14 protein-coding genes are annotated in these 14,682 nt (G+C 44.4%); 10 read left to right on the forward strand and 4 right to left on the reverse strand.

The features are described from left to right. Positions 1-28: 28 nt before the first annotated feature. Genes BMZ06_RS08545 through BMZ06_RS08560 form a run of 4 tightly spaced genes read left to right on the forward strand, consistent with a single transcriptional unit; the run spans position 29 to position 2,757 of the window. A complete protein-coding gene (locus BMZ06_RS08545; protein ID WP_089751638.1) occupies positions 29-415 on the forward strand; it encodes a GntR family transcriptional regulator in 387 nt (128 codons plus the stop codon). Then, positions 412-1,317, forward strand: a complete 906-nt coding sequence (locus tag BMZ06_RS08550) for an ATP-binding cassette domain-containing protein (protein ID WP_089751639.1) — start codon at positions 412-414, stop codon at positions 1,315-1,317. The genes BMZ06_RS08545 and BMZ06_RS08550 overlap by 4 nt, the downstream gene beginning before the upstream one ends. Next, the gene (locus tag BMZ06_RS08555; protein ID WP_089751640.1) at positions 1,301-2,053 is read left to right on the forward strand and encodes a hypothetical protein; all 753 of its coding nucleotides are present in this window, start codon (positions 1,301-1,303) and stop codon (positions 2,051-2,053) included. Before BMZ06_RS08550 ends, BMZ06_RS08555 begins: the two co-directional genes overlap by 17 nt. Next, the gene (locus tag BMZ06_RS08560; protein ID WP_089751641.1) at positions 2,050-2,757 is read left to right on the forward strand and encodes a hypothetical protein; all 708 of its coding nucleotides are present in this window, start codon (positions 2,050-2,052) and stop codon (positions 2,755-2,757) included. Before BMZ06_RS08555 ends, BMZ06_RS08560 begins: the two co-directional genes overlap by 4 nt. A gap of 310 nt (positions 2,758-3,067) precedes the next feature. Here BMZ06_RS08560 and BMZ06_RS08565 read toward each other — a convergent pair whose 3' ends face one another. From BMZ06_RS08565 to BMZ06_RS08575, 3 genes are read right to left on the reverse strand one after another with little or no spacing between them, the layout of a single operon-like run. Then, the gene (locus tag BMZ06_RS08565) at positions 3,068-4,864 is read right to left on the reverse strand and encodes an LTA synthase family protein (RefSeq protein WP_089751642.1); all 1,797 of its coding nucleotides are present in this window, start codon (positions 4,862-4,864) and stop codon (positions 3,068-3,070) included. Continuing rightward, a complete protein-coding gene (locus tag BMZ06_RS08570) occupies positions 4,861-6,462 on the reverse strand; it encodes an aminotransferase class V-fold PLP-dependent enzyme (protein ID WP_089751643.1) in 1,602 nt (533 codons plus the stop codon). Before BMZ06_RS08570 ends, BMZ06_RS08565 begins: the two co-directional genes overlap by 4 nt. After that, positions 6,459-7,013, reverse strand: a complete 555-nt coding sequence (locus BMZ06_RS08575; protein WP_245755983.1) for a glycerol-3-phosphate acyltransferase — start codon at positions 7,011-7,013, stop codon at positions 6,459-6,461. The genes BMZ06_RS08570 and BMZ06_RS08575 overlap by 4 nt, the downstream gene beginning before the upstream one ends. A gap of 747 nt (positions 7,014-7,760) precedes the next feature. Between BMZ06_RS08575 and BMZ06_RS08580 the strand changes: the two genes are divergently transcribed. The 6 genes from BMZ06_RS08580 (at position 7,761) to BMZ06_RS08605 (ending at position 13,822) form a co-directional block, all read left to right on the forward strand. Further along, the gene (locus BMZ06_RS08580) at positions 7,761-7,961 is read left to right on the forward strand and encodes a hypothetical protein (RefSeq protein WP_089751645.1); all 201 of its coding nucleotides are present in this window, start codon (positions 7,761-7,763) and stop codon (positions 7,959-7,961) included. A gap of 311 nt (positions 7,962-8,272) precedes the next feature. After that, positions 8,273-9,094, forward strand: a complete 822-nt coding sequence (locus BMZ06_RS08585; RefSeq protein ID WP_089751646.1) for an ABC transporter permease — start codon at positions 8,273-8,275, stop codon at positions 9,092-9,094. A gap of 16 nt (positions 9,095-9,110) precedes the next feature. Then, positions 9,111-9,890: an ABC transporter ATP-binding protein gene (locus BMZ06_RS08590; protein WP_089751647.1), complete on the forward strand. Its 780-nt coding sequence runs from the start codon at positions 9,111-9,113 to the stop codon at positions 9,888-9,890. Positions 9,891-9,905: 15 nt separating this feature from the next. After that, a complete protein-coding gene (locus tag BMZ06_RS08595; RefSeq protein WP_089751648.1) occupies positions 9,906-10,994 on the forward strand; it encodes an ABC transporter substrate-binding protein in 1,089 nt (362 codons plus the stop codon). Positions 10,995-11,105: 111 nt separating this feature from the next. Next, positions 11,106-12,338, forward strand: a complete 1,233-nt coding sequence (locus BMZ06_RS08600; protein ID WP_175477838.1) for a GNAT family N-acetyltransferase — start codon at positions 11,106-11,108, stop codon at positions 12,336-12,338. A 134-nt stretch (positions 12,339-12,472) separates the two neighbouring features. Then, entirely contained in the window at positions 12,473-13,822 is a 1,350-nt protein-coding gene (locus BMZ06_RS08605; RefSeq protein ID WP_089751650.1) for a D-serine ammonia-lyase, read from the forward strand. Positions 13,823-13,894: 72 nt separating this feature from the next. On the opposite strand, the gene BMZ06_RS08610 is transcribed toward BMZ06_RS08605, so the two are convergent. Further along, a complete protein-coding gene (locus BMZ06_RS08610; protein WP_089751651.1) occupies positions 13,895-14,677 on the reverse strand; it encodes an SDR family NAD(P)-dependent oxidoreductase in 783 nt (260 codons plus the stop codon). Between the last annotated feature and the right edge of the window lie 5 nt (positions 14,678-14,682).

Genomic DNA, 14,682 nt, shown 5'->3' on the forward strand with positions numbered 1-14,682 from the left:
GCACCAATTTAGAGAGGAAGGGGAGCAAGTGATTCTTAACACCGATGGAACGAAGCCGATTTACTTGCAGATAGCTGATTGGATCGAAAATGAAATCCTGAACGGCGATTTGGCGGAGGATAAGAAAGTATATTCTCAATATAAGCTTGCGGATATGTATAACATTAATCCGGCTACAGCCGCCAAAGGGCTCACGAAGCTTGCCGAGGAAGGAATTCTTTACGACAGGCGCGGAATCGGAAAATTTGTCTCCTCCGAAGCGATAAAAATCATCAAAGATAAACGGAAAAACCATACACTTAAAAGTATGGTGGAAGACCTTGTTCAAGAGGCTGAACGACTCGATATGTCAGAAACAGAACTTATTTTACTGATAAAGGAAACAAAGAGTAGAAACAAAGGGGGAGAAGAATGAAGATCATTGAATGCAGGCAATTAACGAAAGCTTATAGGGGGTTCAATGCTCTCGACCAGCTTTCCTGCACAATTGAAGAGAATAAGCTGGTTGGATTGGTCGGAAGAAATGGCGCAGGCAAGACAACGCTTATGAAAATTTTAAGCGGCATGCTTAAGGGAACGTCCGGAGAAGTGAAGGTGTTTTCTCACCGCCCTTTTAACAGTCTGCTCGTATCTGCCAATTCTATCTTTATTGACGACCAAATGAACTTTCCAACAGCCCTTTCCCTGGCGGAAATTCTGGAGGAATCCTCCCGGTTTTACGAGCATTGGAATGAGGAGCTGGCTTGGCATTTGTTTGATTATTTCGGCTTTCACAAAAAGGAGCATCATAAAAATCTATCAAAAGGGAAAGAAAGTACATTCAATATGATTGTCGGACTTGCGGCCCGCTGTCCGCTTACTATTTTTGATGAACCGACCACCGGCATGGATGCGGCCGTGCGCAAGGATTTTTACCGGATCCTGCTCAAAGACTATCTCGCTTACCCACGTACCATTCTTCTATCCACTCATCATTTAGAAGAAGTGGAGGATCAATTGGAAGAGGTATTGCTGCTGGACCGGGGAAAGAAAGTACTTCATATGTCTATCGAAGAACTGAGAGAGCTTGCAATAGGATTGAAAGGAAAGCGAGAGATACTGGCTCCGTTTTTAGCTGACCGCAATCCCATTTATACAGAAGTTTTTGGGATGGGGGACGAGTATATCGTTACAAGAAATAACTTTTCTCAGAAAGAAAAACAGGAAATGAAGCGTGAGGGAATTCAATTTTCAGGCGTTTCCGCGAGTGATCTATGTATTTACTTAACTACTTCAGAATCTCAAAAAAGGAGGACTTTAGATGACATCCTTAACTGAAGTACGTACCAGTGAGGTTATTGTTAAACAATATCAATATAAACTGAAAGCCTATATGGGGATTCTCACCTCGCTTGTCACTGTACAATTGCTTGGGTTGCTGTTCTCGTTGAATGGTGTTGGCTTTCTTAGCACCGGCACCCTTGGCTTGGACCTCAGCATTAAGTATTATTCGGCAGATATGATCATCATTTTCACCTTTTTCTGGGGCTTCATGAGTGCTCTTCTGATGACCACAAAAGCCTATCGGGAAGATGACTTTGCTTTTATTACCAACCGCTTCAGCAGCAACATGTCTTCCGTGGCTTTCATCGCTACGGCCAGTGTGATCGGCGGCCTGACTGCGATCATGGCCGGGTTCTTACTTAGAGTGGTGGTCTATTTTATTTTAGGAAACAAGGAGGTCATAGGAACAGGCCTTGCTTCCGGGCCATTAGCGTTTACCACTGGACTGTTAGCGATGATACTGCTCGTTTTCCTGTTCAGTTCTCTTGGCTATTTAGCCGGGATCATCGTTCAGGTTCACCGAGTGTTTGTGATTTTGCTTCCCGTCTTGTTTTTTGGAGGGCTTCAGTATTTATCCAGCACCGAAAATTGGAATCTTCCAGCCTTTCTGTACGAATTTTATTTTCAAGAATCTTTCTTTCTGTTGTTCGCAGCTAAGGTAGTGGCAAGTGCCGCTCTTGTTTTCACTATTGCGTTGTGGATTTCGGATCAATTGGAGGTGAAGAAATGACGACTGCTACGTTTATTGGGTTCCTTCCAATTGTGTTCATTGCGGTTTTAATCTGGCTGTTCTTGAAAATGAATCAAAAGAGTGGCAGAACCCGCAGAAAGTATTTGCCATCTAAAACTTCGGTCTGGGTATTTGGAGGTTATGTGTCTCTCCTGCTCGTTAGCTTTATTCTCTTTTTCTTTATCCCTGAGCGGAACGCAAGCCCTGAGACCAGTGATGGAAATATTTCAGAAACAGGAAGAGAGCTGTATCAAAAAGTGCTAGCGGGTGAAGTTACGGATATAAACGATAAATACCTGCGAGAAGAGTGGAGGTTCGATTATGAGTATGACCGGCTGGAGATTGGTGAAGAAATTGAAGAACCGAGCGCACTTACCATTGTGGTGGACCAAACAAACGATAGTGAGAAAATTGAGGCCTCTTTTTATTCAACCCCGGCTTCTCTCCAGGGAATGGTGCTAAATCATGATTTACCGCTGAAGATCGGGGTGGCAGACCGACACCTGGATCTTCTGCTCACTCAAACGATCGACCGTACATTTACTGTCTTTAGCCCGGCGTTTCCATTCACCCAGTTTACGGAGGAAAAGGATGGCATGATGGAAGGTGATATGGAGTGGGGAACTAATATCTTGTATGTGAGCGTTCCTAAGGATATTAATGTGTCTTCGGATTACCATTCTGTTGAATATGTAAAGGAATAACAAAAAGCCCCGATGCGCGGGGCTTTTTGTTATTTAGGCTTTGTTAAACGGAAAAAGCCTTATTAAGCTATAGGGCCGGTTACTGTCGAGATAAATCGGGTCCGTTATCCTATGTGGAAGAGGGCTGGTGGGGAAATAACTCGCTTTCCTATGGCCCTACACGACGTAGGGTCGAACGACCCTGCGTCGTGCAGGGCCGGAAAGCGAAATCATCCCCCGAAGGACCTTCCGCTCAACAAACGTCTCGAAACTGAGTCTTCAAGTAACGGGAGCTTAACTGTAATATCAAACCCGGACTTTAACAGTGCTATTATTTAAAACGGAGCAGATCTCCTTTAATAATGTGATCGGACAATTTGAGCTTTTCCCGTGCTTTTTCCCGGCCTTCTTTACAATAGGAGCCATTTACAGGCTGGCTGCTGTCTGTTTTGTAACAAATGCCGTCTTGAAAGAGGTAGGAAGGCGTAATAAAATCACCATCACGGAAAGCTACAAACTCTTCTTTGTCATCAGCTAGAAGATTCTGGCTGAAACTCATGTAACTCTCTGTCTCTTTTCCGAGTAAATGAAAGACAGTGGAGCGGATGTCAATTTGACCGCCTAACGTATCAAACGTTTTCCCTTTCATACCTGGAATATGAATCAGCAGCGGGACGCGCTGGTTCCTTGTATGAGAAAGCGCCGTATCGGCCTGATCGAGAAGCTCATGCACTCCGTCTTCATATTCCTTAGAAATACCGTAATGGTCCCCGAACAGCACAAACATCGTATCCTGATACATCCCTTCTTCTTTTAACGACTGAAACAGCTGACGAATTGATTCGTCCAAGTACCGGACGGTAGTTAAGTACCGATTTACCACCGGCTCCGAAGTTTCCGCTAGAGGAAGACTGCGGTCCTTCTCATCCAATAAAAATGGAAAGTGATTCGTAAGGGTAATAAACTTCGCCATATAAGGCTCATTTAATTGCTTCATATACGGGATTGATTGTCTGAAAAAGGATTTATCCTCTATTCCGTAATTAATCTTGTTTTCTTCGTTAATCTCATAGTCCTGTTTGGAAATAAACTGGTCATATCCTAGGGAATCATACATTTGCTCCCGATTCCAAAACGTTCTTACGTTTCCGTGAAAAACGGTAGTCTGATAGTCTTTCAACAGTTCTGGAAGGCCGTTGAACGTATTATTGGGCCGGCGTACGAACACAGAACCACCGTCGAGCGGATATAATCCAGTATCTACCATGAACTCTGCGTCCGAACTTTTGCCTTGAGAAGCCTGGTCGTACAGGTTGGAAAAGTAAAGACTTTCTTCTTTCAATTGATTCAAAAAAGGTGTCACCGGTTCCCCTTTTACTTCTGCATCAATGACGAAGTTTTGAACCGATTCCAGTGTAATGAAAACCACATTCTTTCCTTTTGCCTGACCGAACCATTTTGTTTTTATAGGCTCTTTCTCTGCCACATATCCTTCTACGGGTTCAGCGGCGGATTGGTCTGCCATGGTCTTCTGAAGCGGTGCCGTTATGCTGTAGGCAATATCAAACCATTGATACGCATAGATGCTGATGGATGTCACAACTTTATCACGGTTATAGTTTTCCTGGAAAAGGTGGGGAGAATGCCACCAGGCAGCTGCCAGGATCACAAGGGAAATGCCTGCTGCACTTCCTGCGTATTGCTTCTTTTCTTTAGGCGTAATTGTGAAGGAACCTCTCTTGATCAGCCACCAGCCAATTACCACTAAATCAATAATAAATAACAGGTCCCATGGAGAAAGAAGGGTCCACGTACTTTGACTTAGTCCTCCTACGTTTCCTACCTGAAGAAGAATAGGAAGGGTAAGGAAATCTTCATAAAAACGATAATAAATTAAATGAGCATAAAGAAAGAAAGTGGTTAAAAACATTAGAACGATTAATACCCATGGATGGAGGCGTTTAAAAAAGAAAAACGAGAGCCCGAACCATAACAGCAGAGGTCCGAGCGAGCTAAAAATTAATAATAAATGTTCGGTCACTCCCGGGGGTGACATTTGAACAGCAACATACATAACGGCTGTTGTTTTCAACCAGTAAAACAAGGCGATCCAAGAAACTTTTCTCACGACTGGTTCACCTTCGGAAGGGTTTCAGAGCTCAAGACACGGTTCATAACTTCCCCGAGCCGAAGGAGATGGTTTGAATCTACATCACCCATAAGCGCAATCTGCACCCAGTTTCGTCTAGCCAAATAGCTGCTTTCATAGTTAATAAATATTCCGTTTTTCTTTAACCTTTCACCAAAGTTCTGCTGGGAAATGTGATCGGGGAGGGCAATCGTGACAATCCCGTTTGAATAGCTGTGATCGCCCAGAACCTTCAACCCCTGGTTACCCAGTACATTTCTAAGTTCCATCATTAACGCCCCAAGAGGACGTTCATCAATCGAGGACATAGATGCCTCAAGAGCATGAACCAGATTTGTGGAGTGAGTGTACGGAATACTCTGATTAGAATCGTAAACGCCAAGATCCAGGTATTTCGGGATATTCGGGTCCGGTACCGGTACATAGTTGTGAAAGACGATCGCCAGTCCAGGGTAAGAGGCCAGGGCTTTACCGCTGACACTGGAAGCGATATGAACGCCGGAAAGGTCAAGCGGGTCGGCACCGAGGGAGCTGCAGGCATCCAGACAGAGTTTTATATTTTCAGAGTCTGCTATTTTTTTCAGTTCTTCGACATCAAACAAATATCCAGTCGAAGTTTCGCAATGGACACACCAGATCCATCCAATGGAAGGGTGCTCTTTCAGAAAGTCACGAACACGATTCAAATTGACCGGTTCATTCCACGCTTTCTGCATTCTGTAAAAATCAAGACCCGTCCGCTGGGCATGGTCCATCAGCCGGTCGCCGAATTCACCATTTGAGAGAATAAGACCCGGCCGGCCCAGCTGTTTAATCTGTTGGGCGACAACGTCATTAGCAAGCGTTCCCGTCCCTACTGAGACCGTGGCGTATTCGGCATTTGTTCGCTCAGTAAGCGAGTTGCGCACTGTTTTCATTTGGCTGATAAAAGAGTCAGATCGATGAGACAGAGGAGAGGCTGCCAATGCTTCTTTCACTTCATCTTTTACGGCTACAGGGCCGGACAAAAACGATATCGGTTCATATCGGGCCAATATTCGGTGGAAGGCCTGAGTAGCTTTGACAAAACGCTCTTTAGTTAATTTCATAGGCTGGAATTTAGCACCTTCGTGACCAGTCATGGGTCCAAAAGGTTCAAACCCTAACTTCAAGTAGAGCTTCCATTCACGTTCTGTCCCAGAGATTAATGCTGCATCATAGTTTTCCTGAAGACAGTATCGAATCAATTGGTCAATTAGTCCAAAGAAAACAGAACCCTTTCGGTATTCCGGATGGATTGAAAGCAGACGAATTTCGCAGGGAGCTTCGACCTCATGTAAGTAACTGTCAAGATTAGGGAGCTTTTGGTCGAGAGAAAACGGTCGCGTTGCGCGGACGGCAATCATACCGATAATTCTTTCGCTTTCTTTAGCAATGATATATGTATTTTCAGCGTGAAAACGATCCACCAGCTTGCGGTTTTCGTTTCTTTCGTGCTGGGGGATTTCTTCTACAAATGTCTGATAGTTTAATTCATGTATTTGTCGGTATTCTTCTTCCGAGTCAGCATTTTTATATTGAATAGACTGCTTTGTCATATCTGTTCCTCCTTTGTTAACAAACGGGGGTGTACGGGAAAGGTGTGGGCTATAACGACCAGGATGTATCCAATCCCCAGGCATAGTCCAACCTCTGGGCTTTCCTGCCAGAGGGTTAAAAGAGGGGGGATTCCCATTGCAGCAATCATCACTTTGGAAAATGGTAAAGGAGTAACACTTGCAATAAAGGCAATGAGACCAAATAGAAGCAGACCTATAGGCTCGAGCATCAGGAGGGCTGCCAGATATACGACTACACCCTTACCTCCTCTTCCTTTAAGGAAAATCGGCCAGATATGTCCCGTAATTAAAGCGATAGCTGAGAGACCAATGATGATTGGAGAGACCGATAAGTAAAGTAGCAGGCTTAAAGGTATGATCACTTTTAGTGCATCGATAACTACAGTCATTACAAAAGCCGGCTTGCCCAGAATTCGACCTGCATTTCTGGCTCCCCCGGTCCCGCTTCCAAGCGTACGGATATCCTCACCTTTTCGCCACCTGGTCACCATATAGGCGCCGTTTATATTTGCAAGTAAATAGCAAATCACGATCCACAAGTTACAACACCTTCCTATCTGCTCATATTTTACCATCTAGAAGTTTTTGGTAAAGGGAGAAGGTGACGAAAATGCTCGGAATTTCTTCTTTTTTAAAATTTTACCTCTATTAAATCTCAGTATAACTTGTTAAAGAAAAGCTCCCATTACTGGTCCTCCGTGGGACGATTTCGCTTTCCGGCCCTGCACGACGCAGGGTCGTTCGACGTTGCCACACGAGGTGGCGTTCTTAGTCGAACCTCTTATGTGCTGAGCTTCCTCGGGCTTAACAGCCCTGCGGGATCTCACCGATCATGTTCATCCCTCTCTTACACTTTTATAAGAGTTAAGCATAACTCATAACATAAACGTCAACGAGAGCTATCTAGCTGCAGCACCTAGCGTCTAGTGAGACTTCCCTCACTTCTGTACGATAAGTCAACATCGAATCGCTCCGCTCTTCGTGTTTCCTTTATCTCCGCCAGCTCAGTCCAGTCCATACGCCGCTGACCAAGGTGCTTCCGCTTTTAAGATAGGAGTCTACATCGTCCCCCTCCGGACCTGGCCAAATCAGAGACTCGAAACGGGTTCATCTTTCACCTGCTAGAGAAGAAATAACCCTATGAGCGTATATCCTTTTTTCAGGCAAGGACTATGCGGGATAGCCTGTTATATAAGCATTTCAGGCGGGTTAAGGAGCATAGGGTACTCTCTTTCTGAAGGGTTCGTTCGCCCTAATAAAGTCGGGGTGGTGGGGAAATGACGAGACTCCCGTGGGAGAAGGAACTAGGAGAGACCACACAGGGAGTGAAACGAGCGAGGAAGCTCACCGTTCCCCCACAGGAAAGTGTTCAAATGTGGAATCACCCCGAAAGACACGACCAGCATAAGCCGAGCATCAAAAGGATGGCGATTTTCCAATCCGTTGATGAACGGCTTATGGCTCGAGTGTCTGGGTGATGGAACAAGACGAGTTATTTCCCCACCAACCCTACATCTTCTAACGTAACGAACCCAACTATCTCGAAACTGAGTCTTACAGTAACCGGCCCTTTAGTTTAATAAGCTGTGAGAAAAGTGGGGAGTTTGCTTAATATGTACCCAGGCTTCTTTTTGCCAAACCTCCTGTGCGTACACTATAGATGTAGTTTAAAGGGGGAGGTTCGTCATTTTGTAAGGTAATGAGGAGCGGATAGAGCTAGGAGAATCTCACCTCTTTTTTTCACACATGTAGGCAGAGACACATATGATTGCCATAGAGGTGGTGAAGAATGAAGGAAAGACTGAACAATATAGAACACGATCCGCTCGTGGTTGAAAAAGAAGAATGGAAAAAGCGGCAGCTGAAAAGCCGGTTGAAGCAGTTACTTACCATATCATCACCGATCTTCATCCTGATTTTATGGGAATTTTTATCACGAACCGGCCTGGTGGATGCACGGTTTTTCCCGCCTCCTACAGAAATCGTAGGCACGTTTATTACGATGGGGACAAGTGGTGAATTATTTGAACATATAGGCATATCGCTGTTTCGCATCATGGCAGGATTTTTGCTTGGCGTAATTCCCGCCATAATTCTTGGGCTGCTGATGGGGCTGTACTCTCCGCTTAGACACTTTTTCTCCCCGTTAATTATGGCCCTGATGCCGATTCCAACGCTTGCTTTATTACCCATTATTTTAATTTTGTTCGGAATAGGAGAAGTCTCAAAAATTGTGACAATCGCCGGGAGTGTATTTTTTCCGGTTATTATCAATACCGTGGCCGGGGTCACTACCATTGATCGTATTTATTTAGATGTAGCCCGGAACTACGGAGCGAATTCCCGCCAGTTCTTTTTTAAAATTGCCCTTCCCGGTGCTCTGCCTGTCATGATTGAAGGAATTCAGATGGGGCAGGCCATTGCCCTGCTTACGATTGTAGCGGCTGAAATGATGGGGGCGAATTCAGGGATTGGATATTTAATATGGACGTCTTATAACGCCTTTTTATTAAAAGAAATGTATGTCGGTTTAGTGCTGATTTCATTCTTTGGATACTTGTTCTCATTAATCCTTAGAGGATGCCAAAATAAACTGCTGCCATGGAGATAAATGAAGGAGGAGGTCTATGAGTACCCCCGCAAAGATTTCAATTCGCGATTTAACAAAGGTATTTTACAAAAAAGGTTCTAGTGTCACCGCTTTAAAAGGGGTGAACATGGATATCAAAGATGGGGAATTTGTCTGTCTTCTTGGTCCGAGCGGCTGTGGGAAAACGACCCTGCTCAGGATTCTGGCAGAACTGGAAACACCAAGCACTGGTGAGTTTATCATTTCCCGGGAAAAAGAGGAGCGCCCGCTGCAGTCTATGGTTTTTCAGGAACGCGGCGTGATTCCCTGGCTAACGGTCAGAGAAAATGTAGCCTTTGGTTTGAAAATGAGACATCTACCCAAAGCCTACATTAAGGAACGGACGGATTACTACTTAGAAAAAGTAGGGCTTGAGCAATTTTCTACTCTTTATCCAAAAGAACTTTCCGGTGGGATGAAGCAGCGGGTCAATATTGCACGAGCGTTTGCTAATGATCCGGAAATTCTGCTGATGGATGAACCGTTCGCTGCCTTAGATGAACAAAACAAATTCATTTTACAGGAAGAGCTGTTAAGTATTTGGAGTGAAACCAAAAAGACGGTCTTATTTATTACTCACAGCATTGACGAAGCTTTATTATTGAGCGATCGTATTGTGCTTATGAGTTCACAGCCCGGGGCAATTGTAAAAGAAAAAAGGGTCGAAATGCCACGTCCGCGTACGATGGAAGAGGTGCGGGCAAACGCCGATCTTGCCTCAAGCTTTGTGGAAATTTGGACTCATCTTCAGGATGAGGTTCAAGGATCAAGAATGTAGGGGAGGGGAAACATCATGAAAAAGTTGGGCCTATTACTTATTCCAATTATGGTTTTCGTTTTATTGATCAGTGGGTGCGGTACTGACACACCTAAAGAAAAACAGGAGGGCCTTCCTGAAACATCCGGTGACCATCCTTCTGGGGATATGGCGCCGCTCGATAAGAAAGCTACGGTTATTATTGCGGAAGATGGAGCAGCTTCTGGGGCAGGTTTTTATATTGCTAAGGAAAAAGGGTACTTCGATGATTACAATATTGATGTAAAGTTCACCCAATTTGCGAACAGTGATGATATGCTACCAGCTCTTGCTGCTGGTGAAATCGATATCGCAGGAGGCGTGTCTACGGCATCCTTTTTCAACGCGATCGCCCAGGGGATTGATGTGAAGATTATTGCGGATAAAGGACATTACATTAAAGGAGATTCGTATTTCTCTTTTGTGATCCGGGAAGATTTACAAGATGAGATTAAAGATTATTCTGATCTAAAAGGCAAAAGAGTGGCCGTTTCTTCGCATAACGCGGTAGATGATTACATTTATCGTTCTATGCTCGAGCATGCGGGTTTAAAAGAAAGTGATGTAGAATTCGTATTAATGTCTGACTTTGGCAATATGCTTGCCGCTATGGGGAACGGCTCTATTGATGCAGCGCTTCAAATTGAACCGCTGATCACTCAGGGAGCAGAACAGGCACTGCATAAACGACTTGGGGATGCCACAGACTTTGCTCCAGATGCCCAAATTGCGATGGTGCTTGGTTCTCCGAAGTTCATTGAGCAGGAAACCGATGTTTCCCTTCGTTTTATGGCCGCTTATTTAAAAGGTGTTCGTGATTACAATGATGCCTTTATTAAAGGAGAAGGCAAAGAAGAAGTCATTGATATAATGATCAAATATACGGCTTTGAAAGACCCACAATTGTGGGAGAAAGTAGCTATTACCGGACTTGATCCCAATGGCCGGATGTTTACAGAGGATATCAAGAAACAGTATAAAATGTATAAAGAGAATGGAGCCATACGAGGCGAGTTCGATTTTGACACCTCAATAGATACATCTATGACTGAAAAAGCGGTCGAGGTGCTCGGTGAATACAAGTAAGAAACTGAAATGAGAGGAGGTTTCCTCTCATTTTTTGCTTTATAAGTTAAGACATCCATGATCGATTCCCTTATAATGGATAGTACAGAGCAATGGAGAGGAGAGAATCTAATGACGTTTCAAAAGTTGGCCGATTTTAAAACATTCACTGAGATATGCAGCCGCTGCTATCCAGGAATGAAGCTCGATTCCGAGGAAGCAAAAGAAAATCATCGCAAGCGCCAGAAGAAGTTGGACAAAGAAGCCAATGTAAAGCATTTTGGTCTTACTCAAAATAACCGCTTAGTCGGAGGGTATGTCGAATATGATCACACGTTGAACCTCTACTCCCGGAAAATTGACGCTCGCGGCGTTGGCATGGTAGCTGTGGACCTGCCTTATAAAAAGCAGGGATACGCCAAGCAGATAATTCAAGCCTTTATCAAGGATGCTCGTGACCAGAGCATACCACTCGTGCAGCTTTATCCTTTCCAGCCTTCCTTTTATAGAAAGATGGGCTTTGGACTTGGACCGATTTTACATACATTTCATTTCCATCCCTCCCAGCTTCCTGTTTTTTCTAAAAGTCTTTCCCTTTCTGTGCTCGATCCGTCGGATAAGTATGAGATGGCAGCGTGCTATCACCGATGGGCGGACCATACGCATGGATCGTGTGAAAAGCCATTATATGAGTTCAGATCATTGGAAGCAGAAGATTATCATGTGGTTGGTTTGAAAAAAGAAGGGGAAATAGATGGGTACATAGTTTTCCAGTTCAAGCAGTCTCCAGCCGATCACATGCTGCTGAATGATTTACATATCGTTGAATTTATCGCGTGTACAACCGAAGCCTACCAATCGCTGCTTCAATTTTTACGCAATCAGAAAGATCAGGTTCGCTCCGTTTATTTTCCAACCTTCAATGAGCAATTTTCTTATATGATGGAAAATCCTTGTCATACGGATGACGAACTTATCTTCCGGATCTATCATAAAATAAGTGAACAGGGTCAAGGGCTGATGTATCGGATTGTGGATGTTCCGCTATTCTTGGAAAAGCTCGAGCATCATTCTTTTGGACAGGAATCTGTCCGTATCGGCTGGAACATATCCGACAGCTTTATGGATGAACAGTATTCCTATGTGTGGGAGTTTACGGACGGGGTTCCGAGAGCAACGAATCAGCTCCCTGACGTAGAGATCCAGATAGGAATAGCTGAATTTTCATCACTTATGATGGGATGTGTTACCTTGGACAATCTTCTGCTGGGTGGTTATGCAGAAGCAGAACCAGGAGAGGGCCTTGATCAGGCTATTACGCTATTTCAAAACCCTAAGAAACCCGAAAGCTGGAGTTTCTTTTAGTTTAACGATAGGATTCCCTTCTTCTGCAGGTACGTGCGGGAAGAGAAGGTAAATTGTGCCCGGCGCTCCGATTAATTATTCGAATTCAGGGAAAAATCAGGATAGAAAATGATTTCTGTCATGGAGGTGCTTCAATGGAAAAGATAGCAGGGAAAACGGTATCCGAATGGGTTGAAAGTCTTCCCTTATTAGATAAAGTCATGAAAAGTGAGCCCGTGTTTTGGATCAATACGTCTGCCAGGGAGATGGATAAGGTGCCTGAGTTTGCGGTAACCAAATATGACATCTATGAAGCGGAACAACTGTGGAAACGGTTTGCTCCTTTTCTAAAGAAGGCTTTTGCAGGAACGAAAGATGGGGCGATTGAGTCGCCTGTAAGATCATTAAAGCAGATGAAAAAAGATCTTAGCACCTATTATGATCAACCATTTGAAGGAGAGTTCTACTTAAAATGTGACCATGACCTTCCTATATCGGGGTCTATTAAAGCACGTGGCGGGGTGTTTGAAGTGCTGAGCTATGCAGAGAAGCTGGCGCTTGAAAATAATATGGTCTCCAAAGAGGATAACTATCAAGTTTTTCTTGATTCTTCATTCAAACAGTTCTTCAGTCAGTACACGATCGGCGTTGGATCGACAGGGAACCTGGCGCTGAGTATTGGTACCATTAGTGCTAAGTTAGGATTTACGGTAGAGGTTCACATGTCGGCTGATGCGAAGCAGTGGAAGAAAGATCTGCTCCGGAAAAAAGGGGCGAAAGTTTATGAATATAAAGGAGACTTCAGTGAAGCCATTACGCAAGGGCGTTCGATTACAATGGACGATCCGCTTGGCTATTTTGTAGATGATGAGGACTCGAAGGCCTTATTTTTAGGGTATAGTGTGGCTGCTCTTGAATTAAAAAGACAGTTGGATGAAGAAGGGATTATTGTAGATAAGGATCATCCGCTGTTCGTTTACCTTCCGTGCGGAGTAGGAGGATCTCCGGGAGGGATTACATTTGGATTGAAGGAAGTGTTCGGGGATCATGTTCACTGCCTGTTTGTAGAGCCTACGCATTCCCCGTCCGTACTACTCGGGGTAATGACTGGGGAACACGAAAAAGTAGCCGTTCAGGATTTTGGTCTGGATAATCTTACAGAGGCGGATGGGCTGGCGGTTGGACGTCCTTCCCGGTTTGCGACAGAAATTAGTCAGTATTTGGTAAGCGGTTTTTATACTATGGAAGACGATGAAATGTACCGTCTGCTTGCCTTGCTGGCTGATTCAGAAAACGTGTACGTAGAACCATCCGCAGCTTCCGGACTTTCCGGACCGTTAAGACTTAAAGAGTCGGGCATTATCAAAGAAAATGGATGGCAGGACAAAATGGGCCGTGCGGTTCATTTAACCTGGTCCACAGGCGGTTCCCTAGTACCGGAACAGGATAGGGAGAAATTCTATCAAAAAGGAAAATCCCTGCTAACACCCGTAACCGAATCGTGAATCCAATGGAATAAACATCCACCTCAGGTCATCCAAATTCTGGATGACCTGAGGTGGTATTTTTTTACATATTCACAATAGTGATTCGGCGCCGTCGATAAACACTTCGGTACCTGTAATGTGGGAAGAAGCATCGGAAAGCAGGAAGTATACAAGGTCGGCGACTTGTTCTGGTGAGCCGACTTCTTCATTAAGCGGTGAACCTTCTATTTCTTTTTTTACTGGTATATCAATTTTCTCAAGCTCCTGCTCAGCCGGACGCGTGTTTTCACCAATATTGGTATCGATGAAACCAGGGCACATAATGTTAACGCGAATTCCCTGGGAAGCAAGTTCCACGGCAGCCATTTTGCCGAAGGCCATAATCCCGGCTTTAGAAGAACTGTATGCAGAAAATCCTTTATTCGTGAAGGTGCGGTTACCATTAACGGAACTAGTAAGTACAACACTCCCACCTTTTTCTTTCATGTGGGGGATGGCATATTTCAGGGTCAGGAAAGAACCCTTTAAATTGGTTTCAATGGTATGGTCCCATTCTTCTGGAGGCATATCCTCGATAGGCATAACTTTTCCGTTGACTCCGGCATTGGCAAATACCCCATCAATCCGGCCCCAGTGTTCTTGGACCATGTCTATACTTTTCTTGACCTCTTCCGGAGAAGATAAATCAGTGACTATGGTCAGTGTGCGGTTGGCTTCCCCCTGAATCTGCTGTTCAGCTTCTTTTAATCGTTCTTCATTAATGTCTAATAGAGCTACATTTGCCTGTTCATTTACAAGTCTCCGAGCAGCCGCATATCCCATTCCGGAAGCAGCGCCCGTAACGATGAAAACTTTATCCTGGACAGTTGTCAAACCTT

It is taken from the genome of Halobacillus alkaliphilus (assembly GCF_900113125.1).
GTDB lineage: Bacteria > Bacillota > Bacilli > Bacillales > Halobacillaceae > Halobacillus > Halobacillus alkaliphilus.

Excerpts from the sequence above, each read along its gene's own strand:
- BMZ06_RS08600 (WP_175477838.1), top strand. The coding sequence starts at position 11,106 with ATGACGTTTCAAAAGTTGGCCGATTTTAAAACATTCACTGAGATATGC.
- BMZ06_RS08605 (WP_089751650.1), top strand. The coding sequence starts at position 12,473 with ATGGAAAAGATAGCAGGGAAAACGGTATCCGAATGGGTTGAAAGTCTT.
- BMZ06_RS08570 (WP_089751643.1), bottom strand. The coding sequence starts at position 6,462 with ATGACAAAGCAGTCTATTCAATATAAAAATGCTGACTCGGAAGAAGAA.
- BMZ06_RS08590 (WP_089751647.1), top strand. The coding sequence starts at position 9,111 with ATGAGTACCCCCGCAAAGATTTCAATTCGCGATTTAACAAAGGTATTT.
- BMZ06_RS08580 (WP_089751645.1), top strand. The coding sequence starts at position 7,761 with ATGACGAGACTCCCGTGGGAGAAGGAACTAGGAGAGACCACACAGGGA.
- BMZ06_RS08585 (WP_089751646.1), top strand. The coding sequence starts at position 8,273 with ATGAAGGAAAGACTGAACAATATAGAACACGATCCGCTCGTGGTTGAA.
- BMZ06_RS08560 (WP_089751641.1), top strand. The coding sequence starts at position 2,050 with ATGACGACTGCTACGTTTATTGGGTTCCTTCCAATTGTGTTCATTGCG.
- BMZ06_RS08555 (WP_089751640.1), top strand. The coding sequence starts at position 1,301 with ATGACATCCTTAACTGAAGTACGTACCAGTGAGGTTATTGTTAAACAA.
- BMZ06_RS08595 (WP_089751648.1), top strand. The coding sequence starts at position 9,906 with ATGAAAAAGTTGGGCCTATTACTTATTCCAATTATGGTTTTCGTTTTA.
- BMZ06_RS08550 (WP_089751639.1), top strand. The coding sequence starts at position 412 with ATGAAGATCATTGAATGCAGGCAATTAACGAAAGCTTATAGGGGGTTC.